Here is a 13021-nt window from a genome sequence, read left to right as displayed (position 1 = left end):
CTGAATCCGGCCTCCCAGCGGAAACATAATGAGCCAGCCCCAGCCCCTGATCATTTGCGAATACTGCGACACGGTGTACCACCGCGCGCCGCTGCTCAAGCACCAGCGCGCCCTGTGCCAGCGCTGTGGCGGCGTGCTGTACCGGCATACCTCGCTGACCGTGGAGCAGCGGCTGGCACTGAGCGTGACGGGCGGCATCCTGCTGGTGTTCGCCAACTTCTACCCGGTCATGACCATTGGCATGCAGGGGCTGACCCACTCGGCCACGCTATGGGACTCAGTGCAAATCCTCAGCCACGGTAGCATCACCCTCATTGCCCTGGTCATGGCCTTGTCCATCATCTTTGCGCCGGTGTTGCAAATTGGTCTGCTGTGCTGGCTGTTGGGTTTCGCTTTGGCGGGTCATCGGGCCCCTGGTTTTGCCCTGTGCATGCGCAGCCTGGAGGGGCTGCGGCCGTGGAGCATGCTGGAGGTGTGCCTGCTAGGGGCGATGGTGGCGGTGATCAAACTGGCGGGGCTGCTCGACGTGATCCCCGGCATCGGCCTGCTGGCCTTGGCTGCACTAAGCATGCTGATCATCCATATCGCCGGTAAGGACATCCGCGACTTGTGGGAGCAGGTATGAATACCCCAGCCAATGCCGACGACCTGGGCCTGTGCCTGTGTCATGGCTGCGGCCAGGCCTGCCCGCTGAACAGCGGCGCGCACACCTGTGGCCGCTGCGGCGCCGCCATTCACCGGCGCAAAGCCAATGCCATCAGCCGCGGCTGGGCGTTTTTGCTGGCAGCGCTGATTCTCTACATCCCCGCCAACCTGCTGCCGGTGATGCACACCGAAATGCTCGGCAGTGGCAGCGAAAGCACCATTGGCGGTGGTGTGCTGGAGTTTTGGGAAGCTGGGGCTTGGGACATCGCGTTGATCATCTTCATTGCCAGCGTGGGTGTGCCGGCGATCAAGTTCTTTTCCCTTGGCCTGTTGCTGTACACCGCCCAGCACGGTTCTACCTGGGCCTGCCGTCAACGCTCGCAGCTGTACCGCTTCCTCGAGCTGATCGGTTACTGGTCGATGCTTGATGTAATGGTGGTCGCGCTGGTGGCGGCATTGGTGCAGTTGCGTGGGCTGGGCACTATCGAACCGCGGGTGGGCATCCTGTTTTTTGGCATGGTGGTGGTACTGACCATGTTTGCTGCGATGAGCTTCGATCCACGCCTGATCTGGGATAGCCAAGCCAACGAGGGAGAGCGTATTGATGGGGCAACAGACTGACAAACCCGATGGCGCGGGACATGCCGAGGTGCGTACCCGGCGCTGGAGTGTGTCGCTGGTGTGGATCGTGCCGATCCTGGCGATTCTGATCGGCGCTTCGCTGGTAGTGCGCAACTGGATGCAGCAGGGGCCGGTGATTGCCATTTCCTTCCACACCGGGGAAGGGCTGGTGGCGCACAAGACACAGGTCAAGTACCGCAGCGTGGTGATTGGCGAAGTCACTACGGTGGACCTGGCCGACGATAAGAAAAGCGTGGTCGCCAAGGTGCAGCTGTCCAACGACGCCCGCGCGTTCGCAACCCAAGGTGCGCGCTTCTGGGTGGTGCGGCCGCGCATTGGCGTGGGCGGCGTTTCTGGGGTGGATACGTTGTTGTCGGGCAGTTTCATCGGCGCGGACTCCGGTGAATCGAAGCTGCCGGAAAAGTCCTTTGTCGGCTTGGAGCTGCCACCGCCGATAACCTACGACGAGCAGGGCAAGCGCTTTGTGCTAACTGCCAGCGACCTGGGTTCGCTGGATGTTGGCTCGTCGATCTACTACCGCAAGATCCCGGTGGGTGAAGTGGTTTCCTTTGCCCTGCAGGACGATGGCAAGGGCGTGGAGATTGGGGTGTTCGTGCAGGCCCCCTACGACAGCTTCGTCACCGCCGATACCCGTTTCTGGAATGCCAGTGGCGTTGACATGCAGATCGGTGCCAACGGCCTGAAGGTCGATACCGAATCACTGTCGTCGATCCTGGTGGGCGGCCTGGCCTTTGGTTCACCCGATTTCGCCCCGCAAGCCGAGCCCGCTGCCGACCAGGCCAGTTTTCAGCTGTTTGCCGACCGCGCCACGGCCCTGGCGCCGCCCAATGGCCAGGCGCAATACCTGCAATTGCGCTTCGACCAGGCCATGCGCGGTCTGTCGGTGGGCGCCCCGGTGGAGTTCAAGGGGGTGGAGTTCGGCCAGGTCACCTCGGTCAAGCTTGACTACGATGCCGCCCGGCAGACCTTCCCGGTAGTGGTCGATGCAGTCATCTACCCGCAACGGCTGGGGCCGGTGCACCGCAAGATGCTAGCGGTGTTCAAGCACAGTGAAGGCGATATGGACGGTGCGCGGCGCCTGATCGGTACCTTCGTCGAGCACGGGCTGCGGGCCCAGGCGCGCAGCGGCAACCTGATTACTGGGCAAATGTTCATTTCCCTGGACTTCTACCCGGATGCCCCCAAGGTAGCGTTCGACAAGAGCGCCGACCCCATCACCATCCCGACGCTGCCGGGCAGCCTGGAGCAGTTGCAGGAGCAGTTGCAGCGGGTGGTGGAGCGTATTGCCAAGCTGCCGCTGGAAAGCATTGCCGCCAACCTCGACGGCAGCCTGCGTGAACTGCGCGCCAGCCTCAAACAGTTCAATGGCCAGACCCTGCCGGATGTGAAGGTGGCGCTGGACGAAGTGCACAAGACCCTGCGCACGGCTAATTCGGCCATTTCCGAGGACTCGCCGCAGCGCGAGCGGATGGGCGAAACCCTGGACGAACTGGAGCGCATGTCGCGATCGCTGCGAGACCTAGCTGATTACCTGGGCCGGCACCCCGAGTCGCTGATACGCGGCCGACCGAAAGCGGCCGGCGCCGCCGCCCTAGAACCTTGAGGAAACTGCCGATGCAACGATTGCGCAATGCGTGTGGGGCGGGCCTGCTGGTGCTGCTGTGGGGCTGCAGCAGTACCCCAAACAACTATCACACGCTGGTACCGAACGAACCGGTGCGCGACAGCGGTCAGCGTATCCAGGTGGCCAGGGTGGCGGTGCCGCCGCAGGTAGACCGGCCGCAATTGGTGGTGCGCCAAGGGCAGAGCGGCCTGGCGATCCTTGAGACGGAGTGGTGGGGGGCTAACCTGGTTGATGAGTTTCGCAGCGCGTTGCAGGACCAATTGGGTGGCCCGGTGGGCGCCGGCAACACGCAGCTGCGGGTTGACGTGCAGCGCTTCGATAGCGTGCCGGGGCGTTACGCCTCGCTGGAAGCGGTGTGGCGCCTAAGCCAGCCAGGGCAGGCCGGGCTGACCTGCCGTACTTCGCTGCAAACACCGGCGGATAACAGCATCGCCGGCCTGGTCAACGCCCATCAGGCCAACCTGCGCAGGCTGGCCGAGGCGGTGCGGGGCAGCGCCCGCCAGGGCCGTTGTGTGCAACCTGCCTGATGGGCTATCTCAACTGCGCAACGGTCAGTTCAGGCGTTTGCCGCTACTGGCCGTTTCCTGAGCCTGCTCGGTCTTGTCCAGCGGCAGGTGGTCGAACTCGCGCAAGCCATCCTTGCGATACGGGTCGCCAATCCAGCGCGGCGCTGCCACGAACTGGGGGTTTACCAGGCTCTTGGCCGGCTCGTAGCGGTCATAGCTCAGCCCGGCCAGGTCGGACAGGGTATGGATCAGGTGCGAGCTGCTGTAAGGGCGATTGGCCATCGCCTGCAAGTCGCGCGGGTGCGCGGCCTGCCAGCTTGGCGAGGTCCACAGCAGGAACGGGATGGTGTACATCGGCCGGGTCGGCGCACCTTCGTTGCGCCCCAGGCGGTCGTGGTCGCCAGAGCTGTACACGTCTTCACCGTGGTCCGACAGGTACAGCAAGAAGCCATTGGGGCTGCCGGCCGAGTAACGTTTGATCAGGCTCGATACCACATAGTCGTTGTAGCGCACGGCGTTGTCGTAGAAGTTGTAGGTTTCCACCTGGTCGGGCGTCAGCTTGGCGGGCGCCCCCTGGTTGCCGGTGAAATGCGCGTAGTCGTTCGGGTAACGGTAGCGGTAGTCCATGTGCGTGCCCAACAGGTGCACGATGATGAACTTGTTCGGCGCGGGGTCTTGCAGGGCCTTCTCGAACGGCGCCAACACCACGTCGTCATACTGGCTGGCATTCTGGTTGCGCTGGTTGTTCAGGTACACCGGCGCGTCCGTCTGTTGCGAGAAGGTGGTCAGCATGGTGTTGCGCTTGGTCATGGTCTGCTGGTTGGTGATCCAGAAGGTCTTGTAACCGGCCTGTTTCATCAGGTTGATCAGCGACGGGTCGGTGAGGAAGCGGTCCGGGTTCTGCTCATCGCCGAAGGTAAGGATCTGCTGCATCACTTCGATGGTGTACGGGCGTGGCGACACCACGTCGCGGAACACCGTCAGGCCCTTGTCGCTGGCGGCCAGCGCATCCAGGTTGGGGGTAGTGTCGCGGTTGTAGCCGTACAGGTGCATGTGCTCGCGGGTGGTCGATTCGCCCAGTACCAGCACCAGCGTGCGTGGCGCCGCACCGCTGCTGTCAGCCAGGTTTTGCAGGGGCGGCAGCGCGGCATTCTGGGCCAGCAGTTGCTGCATGTTGTCCAGTTGCTGGCGGTATTGCCGGTAGCCAACCAGCAGCTGCCAGGGCACGGCGGGTTCCATGCGCTGCTGCACCTTGTCGGCGGCGTCGGCGAAGCTACGTTCTTGGGTGACCATCTGCTTGTAGAAGGGGTACACCAAGTTGGCCAGCAGCAGCAGGGCGACCACCGGCAAGCGGCTGCGCAGCGGCAGGCTGACCGGGCGCACGCGCTTCCACAGCAGCACCGCCACCAGCGTATACAGCAGCAGTGCCAAGCCCAGCCACACGCTGAAGTACTGGCTGAAGTATTCACCGGCTTCAGCGGTATTCGACTCGAACATCACGAAAATGACGCTTTGCGAAAATTCCTGGCGGTAGATGCCGAAGTAGCTCAGGCCCACCAGCGACGCGCCCCACAGTACCAGGCCAATCACCGCTGCCGTGGCGCGGGTGAAGCGTGGCAGCAGCAGTACCGGGGCCAGCCACAGGCTGCTCAGGAAGAATGCATCGCGAAAACCGGCAAACCCGGTAGTACCGCTGAACAGCAGCAATGCCTGGGTCACGCCCGAGAAATACCAGAAGAACAGCAAAAGCCAGCCCAGGCCGGCCCAGTCCACGCGCTTGGGCGCGGAGGGGGATGTTGTGTGTGACACGTATGCCTCGTCGTACCTTTGGCGGCCAGCGGATGTGCTCGTGGCCGGAAAGGCCGTGACGCTAATCTGCCGAGTGTGAAAATTACGTCAACGAGCTGCTGGCCGAGGCAAGGTATGATGTGTTCAGGCAAACCAGACCGACAGGCCGAGTACAAATGAACCGTCGCAAGAAAATCAAGCAGCTATTGCAGGCGCATGCCAAAAAGGCCAGTGCCAAACTGGCGCCGCGTAAGGCCAAGTACATTTGCAAAGCCGACCGTTTGAAGATGGAAGCTGAGGCGGCGGGGGAAACCCCCACCTGACCGACCAGCTTCTACAGGGCACGCGTTAGCGGCTTGCGATCAACGGCGGTAGTAGCGGTGGTCATCATAATGACGCTGCTGCATGGCCCGCTCATGGCGGCGCTCCCAATCGCGGCGGCGCTCCCAGTCTCGGCGCCGTTCCCAGTCACGCCGGGCTTGCTCGCGGCGCCACTGTTCGCGGCGCCAATCGCTGCGGTGGTCGTGCCAGCGGTCGTCATCGTGGGCCAGCAGCGTGGCTGGCTGTTTATCGGCCACACTGGCCACCCGGGACCAGGGGCTGCCGGCAGGCTGCAACGGCGTTTGAACGGTTTGGGCCGGGGCCGGCGCCACCGGCGCTCTCATTTGTGTTGCCGATGCCGTGCCCATCGCCGCCAACGAGAACAGGCCGAGCAGCATCAACCTTGCGACATGTATTTTCATGAGCGAAGCCAACCTCTGATAACAATTGAGCCATCTGGCCAGCAGGTGCGGGCGAAGCGTTTTCGCGTTGCGCTGCCTTTCTGTGCCTCCCACATAGACCGGCAAACAGGAAAAAGTTCGCAGCAGCAACAACTTGTAGGATTTTTTCCCGTTTGGGCTGAGGGATCGCGCACGATTCTTGATGCTCATTTACCATGGTGGCTGCTTTCACCCATCGCCAAGGAAACCCACCATGAGCCCCACCCAGTTCCGCACCCCCACAGCCGCCGATGCCGAACGCTGCTACGCCATCGAAATTGGCGCCTACGAAGGGGATGAGGCGGCCACACTGGAGAAAATCCGCACCCGTATTGCGCAGTACCCGCAAGGCTTCCTGGTATTGGAAAGCGCCGGCGAAATCGTCGGCTTCATCAACAGCGGCTGCGCCCACGACGTGGTAATGGCCGACGAAGCCTTCAAAGAGCTGGTCGGCCATGACCCGGCGGCACCGAACGTGGTGATCATGTCGGTGGTGGTCGACCCCGTGCATCAAGGCAAAGGCTACGCCAAGCGGTTGATGGCCGAATTCATCGCCCGTATGAAAGCGGCGGGCAAGCAGAGCATTCACCTGATGTGCAAGGAGCAGCATGTGGCGCTGTACCAGAAGCTGGGCTACCAGTATGTGCAGCCGTCGCCGTCCGACCACGGTGGCATGGCTTGGCATGAGATGGTAATGGAGCTGTAACCCACGCCGGGGCGTCAGGCTTGGCGGCTGAACAGCGCGTGAATCACCTCCCTGAACCAGCGGTTGCCGCTGTCTTGATGGTAGCGGGCATGCCAGTGCTGTTTTACGGTGAAACCCTCGACCGCGAAGGGGCAGTCATGCATCTGCAGGTCGTGCATGTCGGCAAGGGTTTGGCCGATATGCCGCGGCAGGGTGGCGACCAGGTCGGTGGTACCGACGATCATCCCCAGCCCGAGAAACGCCGGTAGCTCCAGCACGATCTGGCGTTCGATGCCGGCCCGCGCCAGCCCCGCCTCCAGCAACTTCTGGCCGGTCCCCGCGCTGATGTGTACATGGCCTTCGGCGCGGTAGCGTGCCACGTTCATGCCGTGTGCCAAGCGCGGGTGCTGGCGGTTACTCAGGCAAACCCAATCCTGCTCGAACAGCACCTGCTGGTACATCCCACCGCCGAGCCACGGCACGAAGCCGATGGCTAGGTCGGCCTCGCCCGATTCCAAGGCGCTTTCGCTATTGCCGTCAATGCGCACCGCCTCCAGGCGGATACCTGGGGCGTGGCTGCGCAGGTGGTTGAGAATGCTGGGCAGCAGAGTGATATGGCTGGCATCGCTGACACACAAGCGAAAGCGCCGTTGTGCGGTGGCGGGAATGAACTGTGGTTCCCAGGCGGTCAACCGACGCAGCGATTCGAGCACTTCGCGGCAAGGCCCGATCAACTGGTCGGCGCGCGGGGTAGGGGCCATGCCACCGGGGGTACGCACGAACAGCGGGTCGTTCAGTTGCTGGCGCAGGCGCGCCAGCCAGATGCTGATGGTCGGCTGGCTCTGGCCCAGCTGTTCGGCGGCGCGCGTGACACTACGGCAGTGGTAAAGCACGTCGAACAGTTGCAGCAGCTTGGGCTCGGGCAGGGCGTCGGCGACGGTCATTATTAAAAAACTCAATTAGCGTATTGAGGTCATTGTATAGCGCGAATATGGCCCGCTGCATAAGGTGATCGCAAACCACAGGAGGTCTGCGATTTGAAAATCTGCATTCTGGGTGCCGGCGCCTTGGGCTGCGCCATCGGCGCGGCGTTGAGCGAAGCCGGGCACCCAACCTGGCTGCTCAACCGCGGCCGTGAGCATGTCGAAGCCATGAACCTGCACGGGTTGCAGGTGCAGGACGAGCGCGGTGAGCGCCAGGTGCGCGTCCACGCCACCCGCGACGCCAATGACGTGGGTGTGGCCGACCTGGTCGTGGTGCTGGTGAAGTCGTTCCACACCGCCGAGGCGATTGCTGGGGCCACGGCGCTGCTGGGGCCGCAGACGCTGGTGCTATCGCTGCAGAACGGCCTGGGGCACGAGGACATTCTGGCCGAAGCCGTTGGCCGGGAGCGGGTGCTGGCGGGCAAGACCTATGTCGGTGGCGTGCTGCTGGCACCGGGTTCGATTCGCGCCGGCGTGGCGGGCAAGCATACCTACATCGGTGAACTCGACGGGCAACTGACGCCCCGCGTGCAGGCTATCGCCGAGGCCTTCAACGCTGCCGGGCTGGCCACCACGGTTAGCGACAACATCCTCGGCACCATGTGGGACAAGCTGCTGGTCAATGTCGCCACCGGCGCCCTCAGCGGCATCACCATGCTCAGTTACGGCCAGCTGTACAGCGAGCCCTTGCTGGAACACGCCGCCAAGGCTGCCGTGGCCGAGGCCATCGCCGTGGCCCGCAGCGCGGGTATCCGCCTGAGCCTGAGCAGCCCCGAAGCTGCCTGGCAGCTGGCCGCCGAAGGCCTGCCGGCAAGCTTCCGTACCTCGATGCTGCAGAGCCTGGAAAAGGGCTCGGTCACCGAAATCGACTTCATCAACGGCGCTGTCGTGCGCTGGGGCCAGCGTCACGGCATCGCCACACCGGTCAACGCCACCTTGGTGGCCTGTATCAAGGGCATCGAACGCGCGATGGCCGACCACCAGAAAAGGGACAACCGATGAGCCAGCCGAAAGCCTACCTCGAACACGTTGCCTTCTGGGTGCAAGACATCCACTGGCATATTCGTTTCTTCAGCGAAGTGTGCGGCATGACCATGCGCGAAGTGCAGGGCAGCGTCGAGCAACCAGCGCAGTACTGGACCCTGGGTGGCTTGCAGTTCATTCACCAGCCCGACTTCGCCGGCCCCGAGGGGCGCATGGCGCACTTGGGTATCATGTGCGAAGACTTGGAGGCCGCCCTGGCCGCCGCCCAACGCTTCGGCGTCAGCGAAATGCCCCAGGGGCGCAACTGGCTGCGCCTGCCCGATGGCCTGGCGGTGGAATTCATCCAGGCGCTGCCGGCGGTGTGTGTCGCCCAGGCACTGGCCATCGACCCGCGTGCGCAGGTGCTGGCATGAGCGTGATTGAAAAGTACTGGGACGATGCCCGCGAAGGCGATGAATGCATCAGCCCCACCTACACCGTCACCCGCGAGCGCATTTTGGCCTACGCCGACCTCACCGGTGACCACACCCCGGTGCATGTCGACGAGGCATACGCCAACGCCAGCCACTTCGGCTGCCTGGTGGCTCACGGGCTGTTCGGCCTGTCCATCGCCGATGGCCTGAAGACCCAGTGCGAGTATCGCTTCCTGCCGGGCATGTCGCTGGGCTGGACCTGGGACTTCGTGCTGCCGATCAAGGTCAACGATGTGCTGCATGTGCGCATGCGCGTGGGGGCCATGCGCCCGAGCAACAGCCGACCTGGCTGGGGCATCGTGGTGCTGCCATCGGAACTGATCAACCAGCACGGTCAGGTGGTGCAGCGTGGCGAGCACCGGTTGATGGTGCCGCGGAGGGTAGAAGCATGAGCCAGGCATTGCCATTGGCGGGTATCCGCGTCATCGACTACAGCCACTTCCTCGCCGGGCCCTATGTGGGGCGCTGCCTGGCGGCGCTGGGCGCCGAGGTGATCAAGGTCGAACGGCCGGGCAGCGGCGACGCCGGCCGCCAGCATGCGTTCACCCTGGACGAGCAACAGAGTGGCTACTTCCTGCAACTGAACATGGGCAAGCAGGGCGTCAGCGTGAACATGAAGGACCCACGCGGCAAGGCCTTCATGCAGCGCCTGACCGACTCGGCCGACGTGTTCATCGAAAACTACCGCCCCGGGGCGCTGGACAAGCTGGGGCTGGGTTATGCCGAGCTGGCGGCGCGCAACCCGCGTTTGGTGTATTGCTCGATTTCCGCCTACGGCCACACCGGGCCGGATGCGCACCGGGCCGGTTTCGGGCTGATCGCCGAAGCCAAGAGCGGCATCATGCAGATGGTTGGCGTACCGGGCGAAGCGCCGCCGTTGTTGCGTATTTCGCTGGGCGACATGTACACCGGCATTCATGCCGTGGCGGCGATCAACGCAGCGTTGTTGGGGCGGGTCAGCAGTGGTCGCGGCCAGCACATCGACATGGCCCTGTACGACACGCTGGTGTCGATGCATGAGTACGCCGTGCAGTGCTTCACGCTGTCCGACGGCACCGTGCTGCCCGAGCAGACCGGCCATGACATGCCTACCTCCACCTTGTATGGCGTGTTCCGCGCCGCCGACGGCGACCTGGTGATCGCTGCCCAGGTCGACGATGCCTGGCAACGCTTTGCCGCCATGCTTGAAGCCAACGGCGGCCCAGCCGGCTTTGGCACTGACAGTCGCTACCACAACCTTAACGGCCGCAATGCCCACCGCCAGGCAATTCTGGCAGTGGTGCGCGATTGGGTGGGCGCGCGTTCGGTGGCCCAGATCCTGGCCTTGCTCGATGCCATCGACATCCCCAGTGCCAAGGTCCAGCGTATCGATGAGGTACTGGCCGACCCGCAGATCCAGGCGCGCAACATGGTCATCGAACAGCAGCACCCACGCTACGGCACCTTACGCCTGCCCAACCTGCCGTTCCGTTTTTCCGACTGTGACACCACGATCCACCAGGTGGCCCCGGACCTCGGCCAGCACAACGCCGAAGTGGCCGCCGGGCTTGGCTTCAGCCCGGAAGAAATCACCGCCATGCAGGCAGACGGTGTGCTGTTCACCCACGGAGATGCACGATGAGAGACCGCTACGCAGTGATCGGCCGACCGATCAACCACACCAAGTCCCCGCTGATTCATGGCCTGTTCGCCCAGGCCAGCGGCCAGCACCTGGAATACGGGGCCATTGAAGGCTCGCTGGAACACTTCGAGACGCAGGTGCTGCAGTTCCGCAGCGACGGCGGGCAGGGCATGAACATCACCGCGCCGTTCAAGCTGCGCGCCTTCGAGCTGGCCGAGCGGCGCAGCGAGCGTGCGCAACTGGCCCGTGCGGCCAACGCACTCAAGTTCGAGGACGGCCGTATCGTGGCTGAGAACTTCGATGGTATTGGCCTGCTGCGCGATATCGAGGAAAACCTCGGTGAACCGCTGCGCAGTCGGCGGGTGCTGGTACTGGGTGCCGGTGGCGCGGTGCGTGGGGCGCTGTTGCCGTTCCTGCAGGCCGGCCCCGCCGAACTGGTGATTGCCAACCGCGACATGGCCAAGGCCATGGCGTTGCGCAATGAGGTCGAACACCCGCGGCTGCGTATCAGCCGTTACGAGGAGCTGCAAGGGCAGGCCTTCGACATCGTGGTCAACGCTACCTCCGCGAGCCTGGTCGGTGAACTGCCACCGCTGCCCGCTGGGGCACTGGGTGCGACGCGGCTTGCGTATGAGCTGGCCTATGGCAAAGGCCTCACGCCGTTCCTGCGTGTGGCCCGGGAGCAAGGTGTGACGCGCCTGGCCGACGGCGTGGGGATGCTGGTCGAGCAGGCGGCAGAAGCGTTTGCCTGGTGGCGCGGGGTGCGGCCGGATACCCGTGCCGTTATCGAGCAACTGACCATCCCGCTGGAGTAGGCCCATGCTCGTACAGGGGCGGCTCAAGGGTTCAGATCGCTTGCCGGCGATGGGCCGCAAAGCGGCCCCAATTTGCTTAAGTGACGGGTATTAACACTGCGCCCGGGTAGATCAGGCGCCGCTGACCAGTTGGTGGGCCAACTGGTTGTGGCGCTCCAGCACGCGCGGCAGGTCGACGGTGGCCAGTTGGCCGTCCTTCACCACCACGCGGCCGTTGATCACGCTGGTGTGCACCTGGGTCGGGGTACAGAACACCAGCGCGGCCAATGGGTCGTGGAGGCCGCCGGCATAGGCCACGTGGCCCAGGTCGAAGGCGACGAAGTCGGCAACCATGCCCGGGGCGAGGGCGCCGATGTCATTGCGGTTAAGCACCTTGGCGCCGCCCAGGGTGGCGATTTCCAGCGCCTCGCGCGCCGTCATCGCGTCGGGGCCGAAGCCCACCCGTTGCAGCAGCAGCGCCTGGCGCACTTCACCGATCATGCTGGCGCCGTCGTTGGAGGCCGAACCGTCGACACCCAGGCCTACCGGGACACCGTGATCACGCATCTTGCGCACCGGGGCGATGCCCGAGGCCAGGCGCATGTTCGAGCAGGGGCAGTGGGCGACACCGGTGCCGGTGCGGGCGAATAGCTCGATGCCATGCTGGTCGAGTTGCACACAGTGGGCATGCCACACATCGTGGCCAACCCAGCCAAGGTCTTCGGCGTATTCGGCGGGGGTCATGCCGAACTTCTCGCGGCTGTAGGCAATGTCGTTGACGTTTTCGGCCAGGTGAGTATGCAACGACACCCCGTACTGGCGCGCCAGCACGGCGGCTTCGCGCATCAGGTCGCGGCTGACCGAGAACGGCGAACAGGGCGCTACCACGATGCGGCGCATCGAGCCATGGCTGGCATCGTGGTAGTCCTCGATCAGGCGCTGGGATTCCTTGAGGATGTCGGCTTCCTTTTCCACCACCGAATCAGGCGGCAGGCCGCCCTGGCTCTGGCCCACGCTCATACTGCCGCGCGCGGCGTGGAAGCGCATGCCGATCTCGGCGGCGGCATGGATGCTGTCGTCGAGCTTGCAGCCGTTGGGGTAGATGTACAGGTGGTCACTGGAGGTGGTGCAGCCGGACAGGATCAGTTCGGCCATGGCGGTCTGGGTCGACACCGCGATCATCTCGGGGGTCAGGCGCGCCCAGATCGGGTACAGGTTGGTCAGCCAGTTGAACAACTCACCGTCCTGGGCCGCCGGCACCACGCGGGTGAGGCTCTGGTACATGTGGTGGTGGGTGTTGACCAGGCCGGGGATGACCACCTTGCCGGCCATGTCCAGCACCACGTCGGCGTGCTGCGGCAGGGTCTCGCTGGGGCCTACCTGGCGGATCAGGTTGTCTTCGATGAACAGGCCGCCATTTTTGATCTCGCGGCGTTCGCCGTCCATGGTGACCAACAGGGCGGCGTTTTTTACCAGTAGTGTCTTGGGCATAGCAGGTGCCTGCGCAATACCCAG

The 13021-nt window shown here is 64.0% G+C and carries 15 protein-coding genes; 11 read left to right on the top strand and 4 right to left on the bottom strand.

Annotation, left to right across the window (positions count from 1 at the left end; all coding sequences use genetic code 11):
* Nucleotides 1-28: 28 nt before the first annotated feature.
* The 4 genes from DV532_RS14915 to DV532_RS14900 are packed head-to-tail and all read left to right on the top strand — an operon-like array spanning nt 29 to nt 3438.
* Nucleotides 29-625, top strand: coding sequence for a paraquat-inducible protein A (locus tag DV532_RS14915; protein WP_056802461.1), 597 nt, complete (start codon nt 29-31; stop codon nt 623-625).
* Nucleotides 622-1266, top strand: a complete 645-nt coding sequence (locus DV532_RS14910; protein ID WP_056802458.1) for a paraquat-inducible protein A — start codon at nt 622-624, stop codon at nt 1264-1266. The genes DV532_RS14915 and DV532_RS14910 overlap by 4 nt, the downstream gene beginning before the upstream one ends.
* Nucleotides 1250-2890, top strand: coding sequence for an intermembrane transport protein PqiB (locus DV532_RS14905; protein WP_056802454.1), 1641 nt, complete (start codon nt 1250-1252; stop codon nt 2888-2890). The genes DV532_RS14910 and DV532_RS14905 overlap by 17 nt, the downstream gene beginning before the upstream one ends.
* An 11-nt stretch (nt 2891-2901) precedes the next feature.
* A complete protein-coding gene (locus DV532_RS14900; RefSeq protein WP_056802451.1) occupies nt 2902-3438 on the top strand; it encodes a membrane integrity-associated transporter subunit PqiC in 537 nt (178 codons plus the stop codon).
* 24 nt (nt 3439-3462) lie between these two features.
* On the opposite strand, the gene DV532_RS14895 is transcribed toward DV532_RS14900, so the two are convergent.
* Nucleotides 3463-5226, bottom strand: coding sequence for a phosphoethanolamine transferase CptA (locus DV532_RS14895; protein WP_082477039.1), 1764 nt, complete (start codon nt 5224-5226; stop codon nt 3463-3465).
* Between the two features lie 155 nt (nt 5227-5381).
* On the opposite strand from DV532_RS14895, the gene DV532_RS14890 reads away from it, so the two are divergent.
* Nucleotides 5382-5528, top strand: coding sequence for a DUF2986 domain-containing protein (locus tag DV532_RS14890; RefSeq protein WP_082477037.1), 147 nt, complete (start codon nt 5382-5384; stop codon nt 5526-5528).
* A 39-nt stretch (nt 5529-5567) separates the two neighbouring features.
* On the opposite strand, the gene DV532_RS14885 is transcribed toward DV532_RS14890, so the two are convergent.
* Nucleotides 5568-5948, bottom strand: a complete 381-nt coding sequence (locus DV532_RS14885) for a hypothetical protein (RefSeq protein WP_236707534.1) — start codon at nt 5946-5948, stop codon at nt 5568-5570.
* A gap of 232 nt (nt 5949-6180) precedes the next feature.
* Between DV532_RS14885 and DV532_RS14880 the strand changes: the two genes are divergently transcribed.
* Nucleotides 6181-6672 (top strand): GNAT family N-acetyltransferase, encoded by a 492-nt coding sequence (locus tag DV532_RS14880; RefSeq protein WP_056802441.1) that lies wholly within the window; start codon nt 6181-6183, stop codon nt 6670-6672.
* 14 nt (nt 6673-6686) lie between these two features.
* Here DV532_RS14880 and DV532_RS14875 read toward each other — a convergent pair whose 3' ends face one another.
* Entirely contained in the window at nt 6687-7595 is a 909-nt protein-coding gene (locus DV532_RS14875) for a LysR family transcriptional regulator (RefSeq protein ID WP_056802438.1), read from the bottom strand.
* A 93-nt stretch (nt 7596-7688) separates the two neighbouring features.
* On the opposite strand from DV532_RS14875, the gene DV532_RS14870 reads away from it, so the two are divergent.
* The 5 genes from DV532_RS14870 to aroE are packed head-to-tail and all read left to right on the top strand — an operon-like array spanning nt 7689 to nt 11527.
* Nucleotides 7689-8636, top strand: a complete 948-nt coding sequence (locus DV532_RS14870) for a ketopantoate reductase family protein (RefSeq protein ID WP_056802435.1) — start codon at nt 7689-7691, stop codon at nt 8634-8636.
* Nucleotides 8633-9031 carry a VOC family protein gene (locus DV532_RS14865; protein ID WP_056802432.1) on the top strand — a complete coding sequence of 133 codons (399 nt, stop codon included), beginning with the start codon at nt 8633-8635 and terminating at the stop codon, nt 9029-9031. The genes DV532_RS14870 and DV532_RS14865 overlap by 4 nt, the downstream gene beginning before the upstream one ends.
* A complete protein-coding gene (locus tag DV532_RS14860; RefSeq protein ID WP_056802430.1) occupies nt 9028-9483 on the top strand; it encodes a MaoC family dehydratase in 456 nt (151 codons plus the stop codon). The genes DV532_RS14865 and DV532_RS14860 overlap by 4 nt, the downstream gene beginning before the upstream one ends.
* Nucleotides 9480-10712, top strand: coding sequence for a CaiB/BaiF CoA-transferase family protein (locus DV532_RS14855; protein ID WP_056802427.1), 1233 nt, complete (start codon nt 9480-9482; stop codon nt 10710-10712). The genes DV532_RS14860 and DV532_RS14855 overlap by 4 nt, the downstream gene beginning before the upstream one ends.
* Nucleotides 10709-11527: a shikimate dehydrogenase gene (gene aroE / locus DV532_RS14850; protein ID WP_056802424.1), complete on the top strand. Its 819-nt coding sequence runs from the start codon at nt 10709-10711 to the stop codon at nt 11525-11527. The genes DV532_RS14855 and aroE overlap by 4 nt, the downstream gene beginning before the upstream one ends.
* Nucleotides 11528-11638: 111 nt before the next feature.
* Here aroE and DV532_RS14845 read toward each other — a convergent pair whose 3' ends face one another.
* Nucleotides 11639-12997, bottom strand: coding sequence for an 8-oxoguanine deaminase (locus DV532_RS14845; protein WP_056802422.1), 1359 nt, complete (start codon nt 12995-12997; stop codon nt 11639-11641).
* Nucleotides 12998-13021 lie beyond the last annotated feature (24 nt).

It is taken from the genome of Pseudomonas sp. Leaf58 (genome assembly GCF_003627215.1).
GTDB lineage: Bacteria > Pseudomonadota > Gammaproteobacteria > Pseudomonadales > Pseudomonadaceae > Aquipseudomonas.
Note: the sequence above shows the minus strand (reverse complement) of the source record. Positions and strands in the feature narration are given on the sequence as shown.

What these genes read in the sequence shown, in the direction of transcription:
- DV532_RS14890 (WP_082477037.1), top strand. Translation starts at nt 5,382, where the DNA reads ATGAACCGTCGCAAGAAAATCAAGCAGCTATTGCAGGCGCATGCCAAA.
- DV532_RS14845 (WP_056802422.1), bottom strand. Translation starts at nt 12,997, where the DNA reads ATGCCCAAGACACTACTGGTAAAAAACGCCGCCCTGTTGGTCACCATG.
- DV532_RS14900 (WP_056802451.1), top strand. Translation starts at nt 2,902, where the DNA reads ATGCAACGATTGCGCAATGCGTGTGGGGCGGGCCTGCTGGTGCTGCTG.
- DV532_RS14915 (WP_056802461.1), top strand. Translation starts at nt 29, where the DNA reads ATGAGCCAGCCCCAGCCCCTGATCATTTGCGAATACTGCGACACGGTG.
- DV532_RS14910 (WP_056802458.1), top strand. Translation starts at nt 622, where the DNA reads ATGAATACCCCAGCCAATGCCGACGACCTGGGCCTGTGCCTGTGTCAT.
- DV532_RS14905 (WP_056802454.1), top strand. Translation starts at nt 1,250, where the DNA reads ATGGGGCAACAGACTGACAAACCCGATGGCGCGGGACATGCCGAGGTG.
- DV532_RS14860 (WP_056802430.1), top strand. Translation starts at nt 9,028, where the DNA reads ATGAGCGTGATTGAAAAGTACTGGGACGATGCCCGCGAAGGCGATGAA.
- DV532_RS14875 (WP_056802438.1), bottom strand. Translation starts at nt 7,595, where the DNA reads ATGACCGTCGCCGACGCCCTGCCCGAGCCCAAGCTGCTGCAACTGTTC.
- DV532_RS14865 (WP_056802432.1), top strand. Translation starts at nt 8,633, where the DNA reads ATGAGCCAGCCGAAAGCCTACCTCGAACACGTTGCCTTCTGGGTGCAA.
- DV532_RS14855 (WP_056802427.1), top strand. Translation starts at nt 9,480, where the DNA reads ATGAGCCAGGCATTGCCATTGGCGGGTATCCGCGTCATCGACTACAGC.
- aroE (WP_056802424.1), top strand. Translation starts at nt 10,709, where the DNA reads ATGAGAGACCGCTACGCAGTGATCGGCCGACCGATCAACCACACCAAG.
- DV532_RS14880 (WP_056802441.1), top strand. Translation starts at nt 6,181, where the DNA reads ATGAGCCCCACCCAGTTCCGCACCCCCACAGCCGCCGATGCCGAACGC.
- DV532_RS14885 (WP_236707534.1), bottom strand. Translation starts at nt 5,948, where the DNA reads ATGAAAATACATGTCGCAAGGTTGATGCTGCTCGGCCTGTTCTCGTTG.